The organism is Bacillus sp. FSL P2-0069 (assembly GCF_038593315.1).
Lineage (GTDB): Bacteria > Bacillota > Bacilli > Bacillales > Bacillaceae > Bacillus > Bacillus safensis.
Window position 1 is genome coordinate 1,013,455 of the sequence record NZ_CP151984.1, and the last position, 20,866, is coordinate 1,034,320.

Below are 20,866 nucleotides of genomic sequence, written 5' to 3' on the forward strand. Positions count from 1 at the left end.
TCCAGACTTTTTTAGATGTGAAGGATTTTCTTTAAACGGCGAACGCCCTCTTGAATCATGCTTTCGTCCGTACAGGCGAATCCTAGCAGTAATCCCTTTCGATTGCTTTCAAAACAATAAGGACTTAATGGATAAATGCCAACGCCAGCTGCTTTTGCTGCCTCAATGCTTCCTTTTTCATCAAAGTCTTGCGCTCCTTCTAAAAAGACATGAAGGCCCGTATCGGTTCCGTAGATACGGAAGTGTTTGTCAAAGTGATGTGTCAAAAGGGCTTCCATCATGGCTGCCTGTCTTTTTTTATACAACTGTCTCATTCGCCTGACATACCGCGTGAATTCTCCTTCTTTGAAAAAAGAAGCGAGTGTGATTTGTTCCATAATGGGCAGCTGCCTTTGAATGAGTGATTGCAGTGCGGCAATTTCTTTCATGACTGCTTTGGAGCCGACAATGGCAGCCAGGCGGATGCCAGGTGCCAGCACTTTTGAGAAGCTTAAGATGTAAATCACATGCTCGGGTGCTTCTGAAAATAGGGAAGGGAGCGGCCCGCCATGGTAACGATAATCCCCATCAAAATCATCCTCTAATATATAAGACTGATGGCTGACAGCAAACTTCAGCAGCAGCTGCCTTCTGTTTACACTCATACATACTCCAGTTGGACGCTGATGGGAGGGCGTCACAGCAATCAGTTTTGTTCGCCGGGGCAATGTGTTCACCACCATTCCTTCTTCATCAACTGGTGCGGGGTGAATGTTCATTTCGCGATGCATAAACGACAGCCTTGCCCCAGGGAAACCTGGATCTTCAACAGCCACTGTATCACCTTTTTTAAGCAATACCTGTGAAATCAAATCAATGGCTTGCTGCGTACCACCTGTTAACACCATTTGATCTTCTTCTACATCAATCCCGCGTTCAACAGATAAATATTGGCGTATTTCTGAACGCACCTCCCATAATCCATGCGGTGAGGAATAGCCCCAATCCTTCATATCTAATCGCTGTAATGCTTTCATGAGCGAGCGCTTCCATATGTTTTGAAAGTGTGCATCGATGGCTGGCTCCTGATGACGAAAATCAATATCAAGCTTCTCATGAAATTGATTGGCTGACAGCCAATGATCCATTTGTTTTTCGGCTTCTTCAAAGTGAGGTCTTGTCGGAGGTGAAAAAGGCGGTTCACTTTGATAGGGAGGGGAAGCTGTATATTGATCGCTTGAAATGACCTTGGTACCGCCTCTTCTAGATGTGCTCACGTAACCTCTTGCCAGCAGCTCATCATAGGCAAGCTGTACGGTTGATCTTGATACATTAAGCTCCTGTGCTAACACTCTTGTCGGTGTTAACTGATCGTCAGGATGCAGTTTTTGTGTATGAATTTTTTGAATGATCTCAGTCACGATTTGCTGCCAGAGCGGAGTAGCGCTTGAACGGTCTAAATGAATATACATCGTGCACCTTCTCTCGTTTTCACATCATAAGTTGATGATGACACTGAATTATGGACTGGTCAATAGTGTCATTTTTGGATGTAGGAAGTAAGCCAAATGGTGTGTACACTGTTCTCATATGCAATGACATAGAGGAGAGAGTCAAATGATCCCAGCATCCAAAGAGGAAACGGCACACTTATCCATCATCCCGTTTATTTTCGTTTTACTTGGTCTTTTTATGATTACGATTGCTGTGAATCTGCAAGTGCCCCTTTATACGGCGTATGCAGAACACGCAGGGTACGGAAAGGCGGCAACAGCACTTGTATTTGCCGCGTATGTCTTCGGACTTATTCCAGTTTTGCTTTTTCTTGGCGGCATTTCTGACCGGGTTGGACGCAAACCGATTTTATTGGTTGCGCTTAGCTTTTCGTTATGTGCCACCTTGTTGATGATTATCCACCCTTCCATACAGATGCTCTTTGCTGCCCGGCTCTTGCAAGGTGTCGGACTTGGTCTTAGTGTTGGAACATGCACCGCATATTTGATTGCTTTATATCCAGAGAAGTCAGGCTGGATTCCAACTTTTATTGCACTATGCAGTTCGGTTGGATTTGGGGGCGGTGCTCTTTTTACGGCACTTCTTTCTTTTCAGCGTGTGTCCCTCACGCCGCTTAGCTATTGGATTGTGCTGGCTTTTTTGATCTTAACCATTGTGGGTGTCTTCTTTTTCGTGCCGCCTGTCCAAGGAGATTCAGGTAAACCGATGATGAACATGCCAAGATTTCCAAAAGGAACAATGCCGGCGAATGCAGCCATTGCTATCGCATGGTCGGTGTGCGGCCTTGTCATTTCAATTTTGCCAGCACAGCTTAAACTAAATGGTTATGAATTGTGGGTAGGGCCAGCGCTCTTTTTAATTAATATGGCAGGTGTCCTGATGCAGCCCTTTGTGCGCAAGATGAATAGCAGCACAGCGCTCCTTTTGGGGTTTATCTGTCTTCCGTGCGGATATGGCCTCTTACTATACGGTGCAAGCAGCGGGTCTATTTTCCTTGTACTTGCCGGAACGATGCTGGCGGGTACTGCCTGCTATGGATTTACTTATTTAGGTGGCCTTCAGCTCATTGTTGAGCGAGGGAAAAAGGAGGCGGCTAGAGCCGTTGCAGGGTATTACTTGTTTGCCTATTTAGGACTTGGTATTCCGAGTGTTTTTGTTGGACTCTTTGCTGATATATACGGTACTCAGATCGTGTTAACCCTCTTTCTCTTGATCGTTTTGGCTGCCTGCCTCATTCTCTTGATCTCAGGGGTCAGGCAGAAACAAAAGTAAGATGTCCATCTTTCTCTTTCTCTTCCAATTCGTTTAAAATATAGGCAAGAGAGGGGAAGATGAACATGAAAAAAGTGCAGCTTGACGGCGCAGCGTGCAGGTCGCAAGAAGAGCTTCATGACCAGCTAAAAACAGTTTTACACCTTCCTGACTATTATGGGAAAAACCTTGATGCCCTTTGGGACTGTTTGACAGGAGAGGTGACTCTTCCAGTTGAACTGACATGGGTGAATTTTCAAACGAGCAAAGACGCTCTTGGTGATTATGCTGAGAGCTTGCGTCAGTTATTTCAAGAAGCAGAAGAAGAACTGAATGGACAATTTCAATTGAATATTCAATAAGAGAAAAAGCAGCCGCTGCCGCAGGCTGTTTTTTGAGTTTTCGTCTTTTTTATACCGCTATTGAATATTTCACTAGATGTGATAATATATGAACTGTCGCTTAATTGATAATGATAATCATTTATGGCGGATAGAGCTTGATAGAAAGTGAGAAACCTGTATGAAGTTGTATCAATTAAGTTTGTTATTTGTATGTTTGGCATGTATATCTCTGTTTGTCGGCGTACAGGATCTGTCCATTTTAGAACTGTTTCATTTAACAGATGAACAAGTGCACACGTTAGTTTCAAGCCGCCTCCCGCGTCTCGTGAGTATTGTGCTTGCTGGTATGAGCCTTAGTTTATGCGGCTTTATTATGCAAAGCATGACGAGGAATAAATTTGTTTCACCAACCACTGCAGGAACGATGGATTGGGCGAAGCTTGGTATTTTAGCAGCAATGCTTGTTTTTACACATGCGAATCCGCTTATGAAAATGGGGATTGCGTTTCTATTTACTTTAGCTGGGAATCTTCTTTTCTTAAAAATCCTGCGGCATATCAAGGTGAATGATACGATTTATGTACCATTAGTCGGCTTAATGTTTGGGGGGATTGTCAGTTCAATATCTACGTTTATAGCCTATAAATATGATTTGATCCAAAACGTATCCGCATGGCTTCAAGGGGATTTTTCTCTTATTGTCCAAGGGCGTTATGAACTGCTCTATGTGAGCGTTCCACTATTGATCATTGCGTATTTATATGCTGACCGCTTTACAGTGGCAGGCATGGGCGAGAGCTTTGCTGTCAACTTAGGTTTAACGTATAAACGTGTGATGGCAGTTGGTTTGGTGATCGTTTCAATGATTACGTCTGTCACCATTTTAACTGTCGGGATGCTGCCATTCCTTGGATTAATCATTCCGAATATTGTTTCGATCTACCGCGGCGATCACTTGAAAAAAAGCCTCCCGCATACAGCTTTACTAGGAGCTATTTTTGTTCTGATTTGTGATGTGCTCGGAAGGGTGATCATTTATCCATATGAAATATCAGTTGGGCTCATGGTAGGCATCATCGGGAGTGCGATCTTCCTGTACATGTTATTAAGGAGGAAACGCTATGCATAAGAAACGTATATTATGTCTGATTGCAGCCATTGCAGCCGTGTTGATCGTAATTTTTATTACCTTTCAAATGGGCTACTGGCCGTACACAGTCCCAAGCCGTTTAAAGAAAGTGCTTGCGATGACATTAACGGGAGGCGCGATTGCCTTTTCATCTGTTGTCTTTCAAACTTTGACCAACAATCGAATCTTAACGCCGAGCATATTGGGCTTAGACGCACTGTACTTGTTTTTGCAAACAGCGATTATTTATGTGTTTGGGTCGACTCATTTAATGATCGTCAATAAGAATATTAATTTTTTCCTTTGCGTTGGGCTGATGATTCTATTTTCTGTATTGCTGTATACAGTCATGTTCAAACGCAAAAATAAACACATTTTCTTACTTCTGCTAGTTGGAATTGTGTTTGGGACATTATTCAAAAGTCTTTCTTCGTTTATGGAAATGCTGATCGATCCGAATGAATATCAGGTCGTACAGGATAAATCCTTTGCAAGCTTTAATCACATGAACACGGACATCTTACTGATTGCTTCTGTTTTATTTGCGGCGCTGTGTGTTTACATTTGGACTTTCCGCTCCAAATTAGATGTCATGTCTCTTGGCAAGGAACATGCGGTGAATCTAGGCATTGACTACGACAGCATCACAAAAAAAATGCTGATCGTGATAGCTGTCCTTGTGTCTATCGCAACGGCACTTGTCGGACCAATTACGTTCCTCGGCTTACTCGCCGTAAACGTCGCACGAGAGCTTTTTCGGACATACCGGCATACATACTTGCTATTAGGCTCTTTTTTTATCAGCGTGATTGCCCTTATAGGCGGGGAATTTCTTGTAGAAAAGGTATTTACTTTTCAAACGCCGCTTAGTGTGTTGATTGATTTAGTCGGCGGACTGTATTTTATTTATTTACTGTTAAAGGAGAGTCGTTCATGGTCTTGATGAAGGGCGTCAGTAAGGCGTATAACGGAAAAACAGTGCTTCACGACACAACGATCAGTGTGAAAAAGGGACAGCTGACGTCTCTCATTGGTCCGAATGGTGCGGGGAAAAGCACGCTTTTATCCATCATGAGCCGGCTGATTCAGCCAGACTCAGGTGCAGCTTATTTAGAAGACAAGCCATATAGTGCATACCCTCCGCAGGAACTTGCAAAGAAGATGAGTATTTTAAAGCAGGCCAATCATATGAATGTGCGGCTGACCGTTCGGGAGCTTGTCAGCTTTGGCCGTTTCCCTTACTCGCAGGGTCATCTGACAAAAGAGGATGAGAAGATGATTGATGTGTCCCTCCAATACATGAAGCTTGCCGATATCCAGCATCAATATGTAGAAGAACTGAGCGGTGGACAAAGACAAAGAGCTTTTATTGCAATGGTGCTGGCGCAGGATACAGATTATATTTTCTTAGATGAGCCTTTAAACAATTTGGATATGAATCATTCTGTCGAGATGATGAAGCTCTTTCAGCAGCTCGTCAAAGATCTTGGGAAAACAATTGTTGTGGTTCTTCATGATATTAACTTTGCCTCTGTGTATTCCGATCATATCGTCGCCTTAAAAGATGGACAGGTCATTAAAGAAGGTGGAGTGGACGACGTGATTCAAACAGAAGCACTTGAACAAATTTATGACATGCGCATACCGATTGAAGTTATTCGCGGTGAGCGTATTTGCTTATATTTTTCTTAAAAAATGAAGAGGTGATTACGTATGAAAAAATGGACTTGGATGATGACTATATTAATAGCAATCGTGGTACTCGCTGCCTGCGGGAACCAAGGAAAAACTGAAGGCACAAAAGGGGAAACCGTCACGGTAAAAGACATGCTGAATAAAGATGGTGTAAAGATCAAGAAAAACCCGAAAAAAGTGGTCGTGTTTGATATGGGAAGTCTTGATACGTTAGACAAACTAGGTGTGAATGTAACAGCTTTACCGAAACAAGTGGTGCCTAAATATTTATCTAAATATGAAGGAGACAAATATGAAAATGTCGGCGGATTAAAAGAGCCGAACTTTGAAAAAATTGCAGAAATCAAGCCGGATTTAATCATTATCCAGCACCGTCAAGCAGATGCATTCGATGAATTTTCTGAAATTGCCCCTACGATTTATATGGATGTAGACAATGCCAATTATATGGAATCCTTTAAAAAGAATGTCAAAACTTTAGGCAAGATTTTTGATAAAGAAGACAAAGTTAAAGAAGAACTTGCAGCCATTGATCAAAAAGTGGACGCTTTAAAGAAAGAAGCAAAAGAGTTAAAGAAAAATGGGCTGGTGATCATGGCGAACGACAGCAAAATGACAGCGTTCGGACCTAAGTCAAGATACGGTCTCATCCACGATGTGTTTGGTATCACACCGGCAGATCAAAAGCTTGAGCCATCTGATAAACACGGTCAAAGCATTTCGTATGAATACATGGTCAAAACGAACCCAGACTATCTTTTTGTCGTTGATCGAGGCGCAGCGATCGGAGAAGAAACGTCTGCGAAACAGCTTGTTGAGAATGATTATGTGAAATCAGTCAAAGCGGTCAAAAACAACCATGTGGTGTATTTGAACTCTGACATGTGGTATTTATCCGGTGGCGGGCTTGAATCATTATCTGCCATGATTGGTGAAGTAAAACAAGGTATTAGCCAAAAATAATGAACGAAAGCTGCTCATCTTGAGCGGCTTTTTTTATTGTGGATTCATAAAAATATGTTGCGTGCAGGAAACTTTCATCAAAATATGTTATAGTGGAACCTACATTGATAGACTAAGATAGAGTGAGGGTTCGGAAAGGATGAAGGAAAAAAGATCAAAAAGAAGACTAAGGCCTTGGGTAAAAGCCGTGCTGTTTATCATGGCATTTGTCATGGTGATGGCAGTGTCCGTGACTGGATACGCATACTATAAAATTTCAAAAGCGTCGAATAAGGCGCAAGTATCATTAGAAAGAGGAGACACCTCGCAAAAGCGTGTGAAAGCTTTTGATCCAGGAAAGGACAGCTTTTCGGTGCTGCTGCTTGGAATTGACAGCCGTCCAGGTGAAACGGTAGATGAAGCAAGAAGTGATGCGGTCTTACTGGCGGCGGTGAACCGAACAGACAAAACCATTAAGCTTCTCAGTATTCCTCGTGATTCTTATGTAGATATACCGGGAAGAGGATATGATAAAATTGCTCACGCCCATGCGTTTGGGAGTGCAGATTTGTCAGTCAAAACGGTCGAAAACTTGTTGAACATTCCTGTAGACTATGTGATTTCAGGGAACTTTAAGGCGTTTCAAGACATTGTGGATGAGCTAAATGGAATTGACGTAACGATTGAAGATGAAAGCATCGCAAAACAGATGGAAAAGGATTCAAAGGGAAAAGTTCAAGTGCAAACAGGCACTCATAGACTGAATGGCGAAGAAGCTTTGGCCTTTGTGAGAACGAGAAAGGCTGATAGTGATCTCATGCGCGGAAAGCGCCAAATGGAAGCACTTCAAGCCATCTTTGAAAAATCTAAATCGATTTCTTCGATCCCGTCATACGACAACATCATTGATACGCTTGGTGATAATGTCTCAACCAACCTTTCCATGAAACAGTTCATCGGTCTTTTTCCATTACTGAGCTCATTGAAATCAGTGGATACGATTCAGCTAAAGGGCCATGATTATCAGCCTGGGAATGTGTATTACTTTGAGTTAGATGGACCAGGATTAGAAGAAGTTAGAACAGAGCTGAGAAAACAGCTTGAATTATCATAAATAAGAAGGAGCCTGCCGCCGCGGCAGGCTTTTTTTGCTTGGGTACCGCGCCGCATTTCAGCAAGAAGTTAATTTGCTTGATGCAGAAAATATGCAGTCAGCAGTTCCTCTACCCGGTGACGTATACGCGGATTAAAGTATTTATGCTTTTCTTCATAGCCATTTATGATAAATAGATACGTTGTAAATCCTTCATCGTGTTCAATTTGCTGTACTTTCATATTTTCTTTACGTAAATGCTGCTTCAGTTCGTAAAGTGCTTTCTGTGCTTCCTTTAACACAGAGGTCACAAGCTGAATGTATGGTTCATTTAGTTTAAATGTTTGATGTTGTTTTAAGTGTGTCAGGTCACGATTGAGGATGGAGATGACCATTGGAAGAAAGATGGCCTGTTCCATCATCTGAAGCTGTATTCTTGATAGTCTTGTCATGTCCAAGCCTGCTTTCTTTATGAATAGAACAAATGTTCTTGTTTATTATATCGAATGAGTCAAACAATCTCAAGGGGGCGAGTGGGATTCATTTGTATATTTTTATGTTTTCCATGTAAAATGAAATGTAGACAAACCTTGAAGGAGTCAAACAAGTTGACATCATTTCTTTCTCTACTTACTCATGAAAATATCACATCATTTTTTGAAAGCTACAAGGCTTTTGGACCAATTGTCGCTATATTGCTTCCTCTGATTGAAGCATTTCTTCCGTTTTTACCACTTGTGGCGTTTGCGGTGGCCAATGCAAATGCATTCGGCCTTTGGGAAGGCTTTTTATTAACCTGGATCGGTGCAAGTGCAGGGTCTATTCTTGTCTTTTTACTGATCAGAAAATTTGGACAGATGAGAATGCTGAACTTTATCAGCAGACACCCTTCCATTAAGAAATTGATGCTTTGGGTAGAGAAGCGGGGATTTGGTCCGTTATTTATTTTACTCTGCTTTCCTTTTACACCTTCTGCGGCTGTCAATGTTGTCGCAGGCTTATCAAGAATTAGCATGTGGCAATTTTCATTAGCTGCTTTAGCTGGTAAGTGTGTCATGCTCTTTATCATTAGTTTTATCGGTTATGATCTTTCTGCTTTAGTAAAGAATCCGTTAAGAAGTGTTTTTGCGGTTCTAGTTATCGTTTTATTATGGTATGTTGGAAAGAGAGTAGAAAATAGGTTGAATATTCGAATGAGCAAGCGTGAGGACAAAGGAGGCTCTTAATGAAAAAGAAGCCATTGCTATGGTTGATGATTATTACATGCATCGTCTTATTGTTCCAGGTAAAGAATTTCATGTTTGTGAAGTATAAAGTAGAAGGGGTTAGTATGGACCCTACATTTACAGATGGAACAGAATTATTAATCAACAAGTTCTCGCCAAAACTCACGAAAATTAGCCGGTTTGATTATGTGTTATTTCACGGACCCAAAAATCAAATTTTGATCAAACGGGTCATTGGGCTCCCAGGAGAATCGATCAAGTATGTAGATGATCAGTTATTTGTCGATGGGGAAAAATGGAAAGAACCCTATTTAAAAGAGCAGAAAAAAAATAAAATGGGGAATGTCCTGACAGGAGATTTTCAGCTGAAAGCTATCACAGGACAAGATAAAATCAAAAAAAACCATTACTTCGTGATCGGAGATAACCGAATACATAGCTTCGACAGCCGGCATTTTGGAACGATTTCAAAGGATCAAGTAGTTGGTGTCAAAAGAAATCAGAATGAATAAAAGAAGAGGCGCTCTGCACATGCAAAGCGTCTCTTTTTTTATTTTGCGGCTTTATATTCAGGATGTCTTTTTGCCCAGACATGATGTAAGAATCGAAAAAACGGTGGCAGCATCGCAATGACAAGAATGATTCTAACGACTTGTACAGCTACTACAAAGGTTGAGTCCTCATGGAGTGTGACTGCTGTTGTTGCCATTTCTGCAATACCGCCAGGCGAAAAGGCAAGAATGGCTGTAATGACAGAAATGCCTGTGACCTCTGCAATGGCAATTGAACTGAGAACCGTTGCAGCAATCAGTCCAGCTGAGCTGACGACGGCCACAATTAACGTGTTTTTTAGCCCGACAAACATCTGTTTATTCATTTTTGAACCGATGGTTGCACCTAGAAATACCTGTGACGCGATATTCGCTTGTGCTGGCCAGTAAGGAATCAAATCATGACCTATGAGCGCACCTGCACCTATTTGAAGAGCTGCAACTCCTAACATACTGCCAATCAGCCAAGGGGCAGGGAAATGAAGACGAACCGCGAGGCGTGACATAAGCCAGGCACCTAAAATAAGTGCGATACTCCACGAGATATTTGACAGGGTGAAAACGCCGGATGAAAAGGCGCTCCCTTGCACGGTTGCAGCTGCATCCGCTGGATTTTTTGTATTTAAATAGAACACCGTAAATGGGATGGTGAGTACCACCATTAATACACGTGTTGTTTGTACGAGACTGACAACGGCTGTATTTGCTCCAACTTCTTGGGCAATCCCTGGCATAGCAGATAAACCGCCTGGTGCTGTTCCGACAAAGCTGGTCAGCATATCTGTTTTACTCAGCTTCCATAAGGCAAAGCCAGAGAGCATCGCCAGTAGAATAGAAAAAACGAGCATGAAACTCACAGGGAGCCAATGTTCAGTGAAAATATGAAGAACTTTCATGTTCATTTTCTGTCCGAGTTCGATTCCGAGAATAAATTGACCAAGGAGTAGCCATCTGCTGTGGATACGCAAGGTGTTGTTTCCTTTACGCTGAAACAGGGCGGGACGTCGCATGGCAATAAATGCAGCCGTGATTAATGTTCCGATCATCCAGCCAATAGACATTCCTGTTAAAGACAAAAGAAATCCACCTAAACCGCTTATCGCGATCAAAATGAGATCGGTTCGAAGGCTGTTTCCTTGTTTCATCACATGTAAACCTTCTTCCTATAAATTTGTTCAGTAAGTGAAATGTTGTTATCTTCACTATAATACAAAAGTCTCTATAAATAAAATACGAATTTTTTTACCAATTTCATAAGATTATCTTATCGAGAATCAGATTGCCTATTGATATAAATAGGTTCGTAATTTTTACCAAGAAGCAAGGTAATATGCAACGATTTTCCCCTATTTTGGTTATCTGTTGACTATCATTTTCAATTACACTACAATCCATAGTGTGAGGTGATGACATGAAAATTCCTTCTTTTAAATATAATGAAAAGGGTTTGAATCGCTTTTTCGGTCCTTTAGAGGGAAGGATTATGGAGATCCTTTATCAAGGTGAGGGTATGCCGATTAAAGAAGTGCAGCAGAAGCTGTCAGATGAGAAGCCGATTAATTTCAACACGGTGATGACTGTGCTGAACCGCTTAACCGAAAAGGGAATTGTCGAGAAGAAAACAAAAGGGCGTTCATCTATTTATAATCCCATTTTAACAAAAGAAGAATTTCTAAATGAGCAGACAAAATGGATTACCCAAGGGCTGATGGACGATTTTGGTCCACTGGCAGTGAATCATATGGTGGATGCAATTGAAAGTGCTGACCCTGAATTACTCAAAGTGCTTGAAGCAAGGCTGGCATCCAAAAAAGAGGAGCAGCAAAATGAATAAAATGAAATCGAGCCTGCTGTTTTTAGGCGGTATATTGATTGGTTTAACGATTTTTTATCAGATGGGTTATTACGTGCTTTCAAGCTTTTTTGGCTGGAATCAAGCATATAATCTTATTCATGTATGCCAGTCTGTTCTCGAATTCTATGGATTCACTCCTTTGAAATATTTTCTAGATGCTTTAGTCCTCTACACACTGGGATTTGCGATTTTCTATATGACGAAGCAAATCAAAACGTACATTCAATTCAAGCAAAATCTGATGCTTGCAGTCGATTACCACTCGACCGAATCTTTATCTGAGAAATATGCAAATGACATCATTGTGTTTCATTGTCATGAACCGCTTGCTTTTGCCATGGGGATGCTTCACCCAAAGGTTTACTTATCAACGTCTCTCATGGACATGCTGGATGAAGAGGAGATTGACGCTGTTGTTTATCATGAATTACACCACAAATACAGCTATGATCCTTTAAAGGCTTTCACATTCTCAATGCTCACAAAAGTCATTTGGTACATTCCAGTGTTAAAGCATATGAGACAAAGCTATTCCGTTTTTCGTGAAGTGATCGCAGATGACTATGCGATTCGGCAGACAGGCACTGAGCTTGGAGTAGGGCAAGCCCTTTTGAAGCTGATTAAAAAGAGAACGCAGTTTCAAAAACAAACGAAGTTTGCGGTATCCTTTGGAGATCGGGCATTGAATTTAAGAATACAGAAGATCTTAAATCCAACATACAATATTCCTTTCAATGTACCCATCATTCCCATTGTCACATCAACCATTCTCATGGTGGCCTTAATGATTATGCTTAACCTAAATTACTAATTTTTTTTTTACTTATTAACATTACATTATGTAGTGTAAAAACAGGAGGAAATCACTATATGAAAACGAATCAAGAAATAGGAACACTTTTTGTACGTGTTATTTTAGGTATTATCTTCTTTCTACACGGACTTCAGGCATATCAAGGAGGTCTGGGAGGAACAGCGGCATTCTTTGGACAAATCGGTGTACCGGAATTTATGGCCTATATTGTAAAGACAATTGAGCTGGTCGGTGGTATCGCCTTGATTTTAGGTCTAGGAACACGTATTTTCGCAGCATTATTTGTACCAATTATGGCTGTGGCGATTATTACGGTTGGTTTTTCTAAAGGATTTGTTGGTGGTTATGAATTTGAACTATCGCTGCTTGTCATGGCCCTTTATTTAACACTCAGCGGCAGTAAGATGCTGTCCATTGATGGGTTGCTAAAACATCAGCAGCAAAGCAATGAAGCAAAATTTCATTAAACGATCATGAAAAAAACTCCTTCTGCTATTTGTGGCAGAGGAGTTTTTTTATTTATCAAATTGTCGTTTTCACGTTTGAAAAAGTGAAAGAGATGAGGGATTTATTGAGAATAGTATTTTATTTGATAGATTGAATGAACAAAAAGACGATTTCATTTTTTGACGGAACATACGATCTCCTATTAAAATAGGACTATCTAAGACACATGGTGCGTTAAAAGATATAAAAACCATACAGCATGCTGCTGTTCATCTTGAGCGATACGTTTCATCAGCTCTTTTGTTCCTTGATCCCGGACATAATCTGATATCGTTAAGTAAAAATCAACCGTTCTTTGTTCATCTTTAAATGCGAAAATAAGCCCTTCTCTAAATTGATCTGGACAAGGTTCTGTTACGCTTGGTTTGTGATTTTTACCTGTTAAAGAATAATACAGCTTTGAAAATAGTTGATAGTGTCTGACTTCATCCTGGCGTATTTCTTGAATGATTTTTTTTGCCTCAGGAGTTTTTGCTCTTTGAGCAAGTTTTTCGTAGCATTGGATCGCAGAATATTCACCATTGATTGCTTTTTCAAGGTCTGAAATGATTCTTGTGTTTTGGCGCATGTCATATGGCGGGTAGTCGTAATAACCGTAATACATGATATTGCCAGCCTCCTTTGAGTTCATGATGGTTTATGATATGAGATGAGTAAGGAAAGGTGCCTATATCTTTTTAGGAAGGAGAAGGGGAAAATAGCTATTTACTTTTATTTTCGCTAGAATATGAGTACATAAGAAAGGTGTTGTGGAGCGTGGAGATTCAGTTTTTAGCAGGCAGATCGGGGAGTGGAAAAACGACTGCAATCTTAGAGGAAATCAAAGAACAGCTTCGGCTTGATCCGTTGGGTCCGCCAATCATTTTTTTAGTCCCGGATCAAATGACATTCTTAATGGAATACGAGCTTGCAAAAACGTCTGAAGCTGGCGGGATGATCAGGGCCAAAGTATTTAGTTTCACGCGTCTTGCTTGGTCTATTTTACAGCAGACTGGCGGAGCGAACCGGCAATTTGTGACAAGCACAGGAATTCAAATGCTTTTAAGAAAAGTGATTGAAGAGGAGAAAGAAAAGTTTAAGGTATTCAAAAAAGCGAGTGATAAGCCGGGGTTTGTCGAGCAAATCGAAAAGACGATGGCTGAGTTCAAGAGATATTGCATGCTGCCTGAGGATATTGAAAAAATTTCATTATCGAGCATGCATTCAGAGTATACAGAAGAAAGACGGGCAGCCGAGAAATTGCATGATCTGCATGTTCTTTATCAGCAGATGGAGCAGCATTTACAAGATGAATATGTGCACTCAGAAGACTATTTGACGCTTCTCACGGAGCAAATTCCTTTATCTGAAGAAATAAAAGGAGCACACATTTATATAGATGGTTTTTATCAATTTACACCGCAGCAGCTTCTCGTCATTGAACAGCTTTTGCTGCATGCTGAGAAAATAACGGCTGCTTTCACAGTGGATCGTTCCTATCATGATAAACAGCCAAATGAACTTGATTTATTTCGTATGACAGGTAAAACGTATTTCCAGCTCTATCAGCTTGCTAAAGAGTGCGGCGCGTCCATTTCTGAGCACATTTTGGAGAAAAATAACCGTCATCTTCATACGTCGGATCTTGCTTATTTAGAACGGCAATATGAGCAGAGACCGGTGAAGCCATATCAGGAAATAACCCCTCATCTCACAGTGTCTAAAAGTGCGAGTAAACGAGCTGAAATTGAGGGAGTAGCGAGAGAAATTCTTCATTTAGTGAGAGAAGAAGGACTTAGACTGCGAGATATTTCGATTGTAGCGCGGCATGTAGACGACTATAAAGATACGTTAAAAGAGGTTTTTCGAGATTACGATATTCCATTTTTTATTGATGGAAATGAATCGATGCAGTATCATCCGCTCATTGAATTAATTCGTTCAAGCTTGGATGTCATAAAAGGAAACTGGCGTTATGAGGCCGTGTTTCGCTGCGTGAAGACAGAGTTCTTATTTCCGCTCGAACTTGCCAAAAACAAAGCGAGAGAACAGGCAGACCAGCTTGAAAACTACTGTATTGCTTATGGTGTAAAAGGAGAACGCTGGACAAACGGTTCCCGTTTCCATTACAGACGATTCCAATCCTTAGATGAGGATTTTGGACAAACAGATCAAGAAATTGAAATGGAACAGATGCTGAATGATGTAAAGGAATGGATCGCACCGCCGCTTTTCCAATTGCAAAAAAGGCTGAAAAAAGCGCAAAAGGTAAAAGACATGGTAGAGGCAGTCTATGTCTTTTTAGAGGAAATACAAGTGCCTGATAAACTTGAAAAGGCTAGGCTGGAAGCTGAAGAAGCAGGTAGATTAGCTGAAGCCATGCAGCATGGACAAGTATGGGATGCTGTTATTCAATTAATGGATGAATTTGTTGAAATGCTCGGTGAGGAGGAGCTCTCATTTCCTTTATTCCAACAGATGATGGATACAGGATTGGCCTCTTTAAAATTCGCTTTAATTCCGCCTTCACTCGACCAAGTATTTATCGGAAGTATGGATTTATCGAGAATGTATCAAGTGAAGTGTATGTTTATCATTGGGGTAAATGATGGCGTTATTCCCGCACGTCCTTCTGACGAAAGTGTTTTGTCTGAGGATGACCGGGAGTGGTTAAAACGAGCAGGAGCAGAACTCGCAGAGACAGGAAAAGAACGGCTGCTAGATGAGCAATTTTTAATTTACCAGGCGCTGTCGAGTCCATCTCATCATTTGTATCTGTCTTATTCAGTGTCAGATGAAGAGGGGCGCTCTCTATTGCCTTCGCCTCTTATCAAGTATTGTCAGGAGCTTATGCCAAATCATGAGCATACTTTGTATGTGTTAGACCCGGAACAGCTGGATGACAAGGAGCAATTAAAATTTGTAGCGAATGAGCATGTCTCGTTATCGTATACTGTCTCGCAGCTGCAGCAATGGCTCAGCCAATACCCCATCAGTGGTGTATGGTGGAGTGTCTATAATTATTTGATGACGTCATCTCATCGGGATGTATCAAAAAACATCTTGTCGAGTTTGTTTTTTACAAATCGAGCGAAGCGCTTAAAACCTAACGTCACAAAAGAACTTTATGGTGATCACATTCAAGGCAGTGTTTCAAGAATGGAGAAATTCAATGCGTGTGCATTTTCTCACTTTGCTTCCCACGGGTTAAAACTAAAGGACCGGCAATTTTATAAATTGGAAGCACCCGATATCGGCCAGCTGTTTCACTCGGCCTTAAAGCATATTTCAGATACGCTTGTTGAACAAAAAAAGGATTGGAAAAACCTAACGAAGGATGACTGTGTCAACTATTCAAGACATGCAATCGAACAGCTTGCACCGCGTCTTCAAAAGGAAATCCTATTAAGCTCTAACCGACATGCTTATATTAAAGAAAAGCTCCAGAAAATCTTGATTCGAGTCTCTTCTATATTAAGTGAGCATGCAAGAGTGAGTGGATTTTCTCCCGTTGGGCTTGAGTTAGGCTTTGGCGGCCAAGGGCCACTTCCGCCGTTTACTTTTAAATTGAAAAATGGCTGCACGATGGAGCTTGTCGGAAGAATTGACCGGGTGGATAAAGCAGAAGGTTCAAAAGGGCTGCTGTTGAGAATCGTCGACTACAAATCGAGTGAGAAAGGCCTTGATCTAGCAGAAGTATACTATGGGCTGGCCTTGCAAATGCTCACATACTTAGACCTGACGATTACGTATTCAAAGGAGTGGCTCGGTGTAGAAGCAACGCCAGCTGGCATTTTATATTTCCATATTCATGATCCGCTCATTCAAGCACCGATTCCGCTTGCAGAGGATGAAATTGAGCAGGAAATATTCAAGAAATTTAAAATGAAAGGTCTTTTGCTTGAAGATGTAGAAGCGGTAAAGCTAATGGATCAAACGCTTGAATCAGGAAGATCACAAGTCATTCAAGCTGGCTTGAAAAAGGATGGGTCTTTCCGTTCTGACTCTGCTGTTTTAAGTGAAGATCATTTCCATATACTCACACAGCATGTTCGGCGCACGTTTGAAGAGGCAGGCGAAAGAATTACAAATGGCGAGGTAGCCATTAATCCATATAAATTGAAGGATCAAACACCATGCCGCTTTTGTTCATTTAAGTCTATTTGCCAATTTGATGAATCGATAGAGGATAATGAATTTAGAGTGCTTTCATCTGAAAAGGATGATGTTGTGATAGACCGGATCAAAAAAGAAGGGGATCAGTATGCAAATACCAAAACCGAATAACAGTACTTGGACGGATGACCAGTGGGAAGCCATCGTTTCAGAAGGACAAGATATCCTTGTTGCGGCGGCGGCAGGGTCAGGTAAAACAGCTGTTTTGGTTGAACGGCTGATTCGAAAAATGACCCGTCCTGAAGATCCAGTTGATGTGGATCGTCTGCTCGTTGTGACTTTCACAAATGCATCTGCGGCAGAGATGAAGCATCGGATCACAGAAGCACTTGAAAAGGAATTAGCTAAGAACCCCGGGTCCCTTCATATGAGAAGACAGCTGTCGCTCATGAATCGTGCCAATATTTCCACCCTGCACTCCTTTTGTTTGCAGGTTTTGCGCACCTTTTACTATGAGATTGACCTTGATCCAGGCTTTCGTTTGGCTGATCAAACAGAAGGAGAATTATTAGGAGATGAAGTGTTAGATGAACTGTTTGAGGATGAATATAAGGCTGGAAAGCCAGCGTTCTTTGAACTGGTTGATCGTTACACTTCTGACCGTCATGATTTAGATTTGCAATGGCTTGTGAAGAGAATTTATGAGTTTTCCAGATCTCATCCTTCACCTGAACAATGGATGAGGGCATTCCTTTCTCTTTATGATGTAGATGCTCAAACAAAAGTAGAACAATTACCGTTTTACCCATATATCAAAGAGGATCTTTCTCTCGTTTTTCGAAGCTGTCTGGAACTGCTCGAACGAGCTCTAGCCCTATCAAAAGAACCGGGTGGCCCCGCGCCGAGAGCAGAAAATTTTATAGATGATTTAGAGCAGATCAATGAATTAATCAGGCACCAAGATGATTTTGAGAAGCTTTACGAGCTTTTGCCAAACATCAATTTTAAAAGGCTCAAAACATGTAAAGGGGACGAATATGACCCTGTGCTGTTAGAAAAAGCCACAGATGCACGCAATCAAGCAAAAAAACAACTAGAAAAGCTCAAAGATGAATACTTTATGCGCAGTCCCGCCCAGCATTTGAAAAGCTTAGCTGAAATGAAGCCGGTGGTCGAAACACTTGTGGAGCTTGTCATCCAATTTGGACAGCGTTTCGAAAGAGCGAAGCAAGAAAAATCAATCGTGGATTTTTCGGATTTAGAGCATTATTGCTTACGCATTTTAGCAGAGCAGGACGCGGAAGGAAATTTGATTGAAACAGAAGCGGCCAAGTACTATCAACAGCAGTTTGAAGAAGTGCTCGTTGATGAATACCAGGATACAAACCTTGTACAGGAAACGATTTTAAGGCTTGTATCTAAAGGGGAACATGCTGCAGAGGGCAACCTGTTTATGGTTGGTGATGTAAAGCAGTCCATTTATCGTTTTAGACTGGCTGAGCCTATGCTCTTTTTAAACAAATATAAACAATTTACACCAGACGGCGAAGAAACAGGGAAAAGAATTGATTTAAATAAAAACTTCCGCAGCCGTTCAGATGTGTTAGACAGTACGAACTTTTTGTTCAAACAGCTGATGGGGGAAACAGTTGGAGAAATTGATTACGATGAACAAGCTGAATTAAAGCTTGGAGCTAGTTATCCAGAAAGCGAAGATACAACGACAGAAATGCTTCTTGTACATTTAGATCAACAGGAAGCAGAAACTGACGAAGAGCGAGAAGAACTAGAGACCGTACAACTAGAAGCGAGAGTCATTGCTAAAAAAATAAGAGAACTGGTGGAGCAGCCATTTCAAGTGTACGATGCAAAACAGCAAATGACCCGTAACTTGCAGTATCGGGACATTGTGATTTTACTTCGCTCCATGCCTTGGGCCCCGCAAATGATGGAGGAATTGAAGAAGCAGGGAATCCCTGTGTATGCGAATCTTTCCTCGGGTTATTTTGAAGCAACAGAGGTGTCTGTGATTCTTTCTCTGTTAAAAGTCATCGATAATCCATATCAGGATATCCCGCTTGCAGCTGTATTAAGATCACCAATTGTTCATTTAGACGAAAATGAAATGGCACTGATTCGCACGAGTGATAAAAAAGGCACTTATTATGATGCTGTGAAGGCATTTATGAGTGTGACTCATTCAGATCACCCTACATGCAAAAAACTAGAACGGTTTTTCAGGTTGCTGCGTAAGTGGCGTGATTTCTCCATGAATCATTCAGTAGCGGAATTGATTTGGGAAGTATACCGCGATACGCAGTATCTAGATTACGTTGGCGGGATGCCTGGAGGCAAGCAGAGACAGGCGAACCTCCGTGCTCTTTATGATCGAGCGAAGCAGTATGAAAAAGCTGCCTTTAGAGGGCTGTTCCGTTTTCTTCGTTTTATCGAAAGAATGCAGGAGCGTGGAGATGATCTTGGTGCGGCAAAAACGTTCAGTGAAACAGAGGACGTTGTTCGCATGATGACGATCCACAGCAGTAAAGGATTAGAATTTCCAGTCGTCTTTACCGCAGGACTCGGCAGAAACTTTAATATGATGGACTTAAACCAGTCCTACTTGCTTGATAAAGAATTAGGCTTTGGAAGCAAATATATTCATCCAGAGCTGAGAATTAGCTATGCAACATTACCGCTTGTGGCGATGAAAAAAAAGATGAGGAAAGAGCTATTATCTGAAGAGCTGAGAGTTCTATATGTAGCGCTCACAAGGGCTAAGGAAAAATTATTTCTTGTCGGCTCTGTCAAAAATCAGGTGAAGGCATTAAGCAAATGGCAAAATGCTGCAACCGGAGAGGACTGGCTCCTCCCTGATTTTGAACGTTATCAATCGAAAACATACTTAGATTTTATTGGCCCTGCTCTCATCCGTCACCAAGCAATGTCATCTATTTTAGAAGAAACAGGTGATGTTGTTCTTTCACACCCATCAGCATTCACAATCTCATTTACTCAAGCTTCCGATCTTCTAAAAGAAGATATGTCACTTGAAAAGAAGCAGCAGGACGAGGTGGTACAAGCTTTGATGGAAGGTCTGCCTGTTGAAGAATATGGTGATGCTGATGAGAAAGTAGCAGAGAGACTTTCATGGAGATACCCATACCTAGCGGCCTCACAAGTCGGCACAAAGCAGTCAGTTTCCGAGATAAAAAGAATGAAAGAAATACAGGATGAGTATAGTGTTCCTTCTTCTCTTCGAAAAGCCCGTGCCACGATGTATGACCGGCCGGCTTTCATGAAGAAAAAAACACTCACTGCCGCAGAGCAAGGCACCGCAATGCATACAGTCATGCAGCATATTGCGCTTCCTTCTGACGAGCCCTTCGATGAAATCCGTATACATCAGCTGCTCGATTTCTTACAGCAGCGAGACTTGCTAACAAATGAACAAGTTCAGTCAATTGATCAAGAAGGAATTGCAGCTTTTTTCTCTACTTCTATTGGTCAAAAGCTGCTGAAAGCGGACTGGGTGAAACGAGAAGTGTCATTTAGTATGGTGTTACCTGTTAAAGAGGTATACAGCCATATTGATGCAGAGGGGGAGCCTGTCCTTATTCAAGGGATGATTGACTGTTTATTTGAAACGGATGGAAAACTATATTTACTAGATTATAAAACAGATAGAGTGCAAGGCAGATATACAGGCGGTCTTGAAGCAGCTGTACCTATTTTGAAAAAGCGCTATGAAACTCAAATAGCGTTATATGCAAAAGCAGTAGAACGTTTAACAAACAGAACATTAGAGGAGAAAATTCTTTATTTCTTTGATGGGAATTTAGAAATTTCATTATAAATGTATCGGAATGAGAG

18 protein-coding genes are annotated in these 20,866 nt (G+C 41.3%); 14 read left to right on the forward strand and 4 right to left on the reverse strand.

Features of this window, described 5'->3' with window-relative positions; translation table 11 throughout:
* Positions 1-11 precede the first annotated feature (11 nt).
* Positions 12-1,451 (reverse strand): PLP-dependent aminotransferase family protein, encoded by a 1,440-nt coding sequence (locus NSQ34_RS05090; RefSeq protein ID WP_034282181.1) that lies wholly within the window; start codon positions 1,449-1,451, stop codon positions 12-14.
* Positions 1,452-1,596: 145 nt separating this feature from the next.
* Here NSQ34_RS05090 and NSQ34_RS05095 point away from each other — a divergent pair, with 145 nt between their 5' ends.
* The 7 genes from NSQ34_RS05095 (at position 1,597) to NSQ34_RS05125 (ending at position 7,969) form a co-directional block, all read left to right on the forward strand.
* Positions 1,597-2,766: an MFS transporter gene (locus NSQ34_RS05095; RefSeq protein ID WP_034282180.1), complete on the forward strand. Its 1,170-nt coding sequence runs from the start codon at positions 1,597-1,599 to the stop codon at positions 2,764-2,766.
* Positions 2,767-2,831: 65 nt separating this feature from the next.
* A complete protein-coding gene (locus tag NSQ34_RS05100; RefSeq protein ID WP_034282178.1) occupies positions 2,832-3,107 on the forward strand; it encodes a barstar family protein in 276 nt (91 codons plus the stop codon).
* A gap of 160 nt (positions 3,108-3,267) precedes the next feature.
* Positions 3,268-4,218 (forward strand): ABC transporter permease, encoded by a 951-nt coding sequence (locus NSQ34_RS05105; protein WP_041117046.1) that lies wholly within the window; start codon positions 3,268-3,270, stop codon positions 4,216-4,218.
* Complete coding sequence (locus NSQ34_RS05110) at positions 4,211-5,161, forward strand: iron chelate uptake ABC transporter family permease subunit (RefSeq protein WP_268456275.1); 951 nt, start codon at positions 4,211-4,213, stop codon at positions 5,159-5,161. The genes NSQ34_RS05105 and NSQ34_RS05110 overlap by 8 nt, the downstream gene beginning before the upstream one ends.
* On the forward strand, positions 5,152-5,910 hold the full coding sequence (locus NSQ34_RS05115) for an ATP-binding cassette domain-containing protein (RefSeq protein ID WP_034282171.1): 759 nt from the start codon (positions 5,152-5,154) through the stop codon (positions 5,908-5,910). The genes NSQ34_RS05110 and NSQ34_RS05115 overlap by 10 nt, the downstream gene beginning before the upstream one ends.
* Positions 5,911-5,931: 21 nt before the next feature.
* Positions 5,932-6,876, forward strand: a complete 945-nt coding sequence (locus NSQ34_RS05120; RefSeq protein WP_098676790.1) for a siderophore ABC transporter substrate-binding protein — start codon at positions 5,932-5,934, stop codon at positions 6,874-6,876.
* Positions 6,877-7,015: 139 nt separating this feature from the next.
* Positions 7,016-7,969, forward strand: a complete 954-nt coding sequence (locus tag NSQ34_RS05125) for an LCP family protein (RefSeq protein WP_034282168.1) — start codon at positions 7,016-7,018, stop codon at positions 7,967-7,969.
* 68 nt (positions 7,970-8,037) lie between these two features.
* Here the strand turns inward: NSQ34_RS05125 and NSQ34_RS05130 are convergent, their stop codons facing one another.
* Positions 8,038-8,400 carry a hypothetical protein gene (locus tag NSQ34_RS05130; protein ID WP_034282166.1) on the reverse strand — a complete coding sequence of 121 codons (363 nt, stop codon included), beginning with the start codon at positions 8,398-8,400 and terminating at the stop codon, positions 8,038-8,040.
* A 156-nt stretch (positions 8,401-8,556) separates the two neighbouring features.
* On the opposite strand from NSQ34_RS05130, the gene NSQ34_RS05135 reads away from it, so the two are divergent.
* Together NSQ34_RS05135 and lepB are read left to right on the forward strand one after the other, a co-directional pair.
* Positions 8,557-9,174 (forward strand): TVP38/TMEM64 family protein, encoded by a 618-nt coding sequence (locus NSQ34_RS05135; RefSeq protein WP_098676791.1) that lies wholly within the window; start codon positions 8,557-8,559, stop codon positions 9,172-9,174.
* On the forward strand, positions 9,174-9,686 hold the full coding sequence (gene lepB / locus NSQ34_RS05140; RefSeq protein WP_098676792.1) for a signal peptidase I: 513 nt from the start codon (positions 9,174-9,176) through the stop codon (positions 9,684-9,686). The genes NSQ34_RS05135 and lepB overlap by 1 nt, the downstream gene beginning before the upstream one ends.
* A 38-nt stretch (positions 9,687-9,724) precedes the next feature.
* On the opposite strand, the gene NSQ34_RS05145 is transcribed toward lepB, so the two are convergent.
* Positions 9,725-10,870 (reverse strand): AbrB family transcriptional regulator, encoded by a 1,146-nt coding sequence (locus tag NSQ34_RS05145; RefSeq protein WP_061109639.1) that lies wholly within the window; start codon positions 10,868-10,870, stop codon positions 9,725-9,727.
* A gap of 266 nt (positions 10,871-11,136) precedes the next feature.
* Between NSQ34_RS05145 and NSQ34_RS05150 the strand changes: the two genes are divergently transcribed.
* The 3 genes from NSQ34_RS05150 to NSQ34_RS05160 are packed head-to-tail and all read left to right on the forward strand — an operon-like array spanning position 11,137 to position 12,861.
* On the forward strand, positions 11,137-11,559 hold the full coding sequence (locus NSQ34_RS05150) for a BlaI/MecI/CopY family transcriptional regulator (RefSeq protein WP_034282159.1): 423 nt from the start codon (positions 11,137-11,139) through the stop codon (positions 11,557-11,559).
* The gene (locus NSQ34_RS05155; RefSeq protein WP_034282157.1) at positions 11,552-12,391 is read left to right on the forward strand and encodes a M56 family metallopeptidase; all 840 of its coding nucleotides are present in this window, start codon (positions 11,552-11,554) and stop codon (positions 12,389-12,391) included. The genes NSQ34_RS05150 and NSQ34_RS05155 overlap by 8 nt, the downstream gene beginning before the upstream one ends.
* A 59-nt stretch (positions 12,392-12,450) precedes the next feature.
* The gene (locus NSQ34_RS05160) at positions 12,451-12,861 is read left to right on the forward strand and encodes a DoxX family protein (protein WP_034282155.1); all 411 of its coding nucleotides are present in this window, start codon (positions 12,451-12,453) and stop codon (positions 12,859-12,861) included.
* A 197-nt stretch (positions 12,862-13,058) separates the two neighbouring features.
* Here the strand turns inward: NSQ34_RS05160 and NSQ34_RS05165 are convergent, their stop codons facing one another.
* A complete protein-coding gene (locus tag NSQ34_RS05165; protein WP_061109640.1) occupies positions 13,059-13,505 on the reverse strand; it encodes a ferritin-like domain-containing protein in 447 nt (148 codons plus the stop codon).
* A 152-nt stretch (positions 13,506-13,657) separates the two neighbouring features.
* On the opposite strand from NSQ34_RS05165, the gene addB reads away from it, so the two are divergent.
* Together addB and addA are read left to right on the forward strand one after the other, a co-directional pair.
* Positions 13,658-17,167, forward strand: a complete 3,510-nt coding sequence (gene addB / locus NSQ34_RS05170) for a helicase-exonuclease AddAB subunit AddB (RefSeq protein WP_342501047.1) — start codon at positions 13,658-13,660, stop codon at positions 17,165-17,167.
* Positions 17,145-20,849 carry a helicase-exonuclease AddAB subunit AddA gene (gene addA, locus NSQ34_RS05175; RefSeq protein WP_111927181.1) on the forward strand — a complete coding sequence of 1,235 codons (3,705 nt, stop codon included), beginning with the start codon at positions 17,145-17,147 and terminating at the stop codon, positions 20,847-20,849. Before addB ends, addA begins: the two co-directional genes overlap by 23 nt.
* Positions 20,850-20,866: the final 17 nt, after the last annotated feature.

Bases quoted from the DNA above. Each gene is read 5' to 3' on its own strand.
- NSQ34_RS05090 (WP_034282181.1), bottom strand. From the start codon at position 1,451: ATGTATATTCATTTAGACCGTTCAAGCGCTACTCCGCTCTGGCAGCAA.
- NSQ34_RS05095 (WP_034282180.1), top strand. From the start codon at position 1,597: ATGATCCCAGCATCCAAAGAGGAAACGGCACACTTATCCATCATCCCG.
- NSQ34_RS05100 (WP_034282178.1), top strand. From the start codon at position 2,832: ATGAAAAAAGTGCAGCTTGACGGCGCAGCGTGCAGGTCGCAAGAAGAG.
- NSQ34_RS05105 (WP_041117046.1), top strand. From the start codon at position 3,268: ATGAAGTTGTATCAATTAAGTTTGTTATTTGTATGTTTGGCATGTATA.
- NSQ34_RS05110 (WP_268456275.1), top strand. From the start codon at position 4,211: ATGCATAAGAAACGTATATTATGTCTGATTGCAGCCATTGCAGCCGTG.
- NSQ34_RS05115 (WP_034282171.1), top strand. From the start codon at position 5,152: ATGGTCTTGATGAAGGGCGTCAGTAAGGCGTATAACGGAAAAACAGTG.
- NSQ34_RS05120 (WP_098676790.1), top strand. From the start codon at position 5,932: ATGAAAAAATGGACTTGGATGATGACTATATTAATAGCAATCGTGGTA.
- NSQ34_RS05125 (WP_034282168.1), top strand. From the start codon at position 7,016: ATGAAGGAAAAAAGATCAAAAAGAAGACTAAGGCCTTGGGTAAAAGCC.
- NSQ34_RS05130 (WP_034282166.1), bottom strand. From the start codon at position 8,400: ATGACAAGACTATCAAGAATACAGCTTCAGATGATGGAACAGGCCATC.
- lepB (WP_098676792.1), top strand. From the start codon at position 9,174: ATGAAAAAGAAGCCATTGCTATGGTTGATGATTATTACATGCATCGTC.
- NSQ34_RS05145 (WP_061109639.1), bottom strand. From the start codon at position 10,870: ATGAAACAAGGAAACAGCCTTCGAACCGATCTCATTTTGATCGCGATA.
- NSQ34_RS05150 (WP_034282159.1), top strand. From the start codon at position 11,137: ATGAAAATTCCTTCTTTTAAATATAATGAAAAGGGTTTGAATCGCTTT.
- NSQ34_RS05155 (WP_034282157.1), top strand. From the start codon at position 11,552: ATGAATAAAATGAAATCGAGCCTGCTGTTTTTAGGCGGTATATTGATT.
- NSQ34_RS05160 (WP_034282155.1), top strand. From the start codon at position 12,451: ATGAAAACGAATCAAGAAATAGGAACACTTTTTGTACGTGTTATTTTA.
- NSQ34_RS05165 (WP_061109640.1), bottom strand. From the start codon at position 13,505: ATGTATTACGGTTATTACGACTACCCGCCATATGACATGCGCCAAAAC.
- addA (WP_111927181.1), top strand. From the start codon at position 17,145: ATGCAAATACCAAAACCGAATAACAGTACTTGGACGGATGACCAGTGG.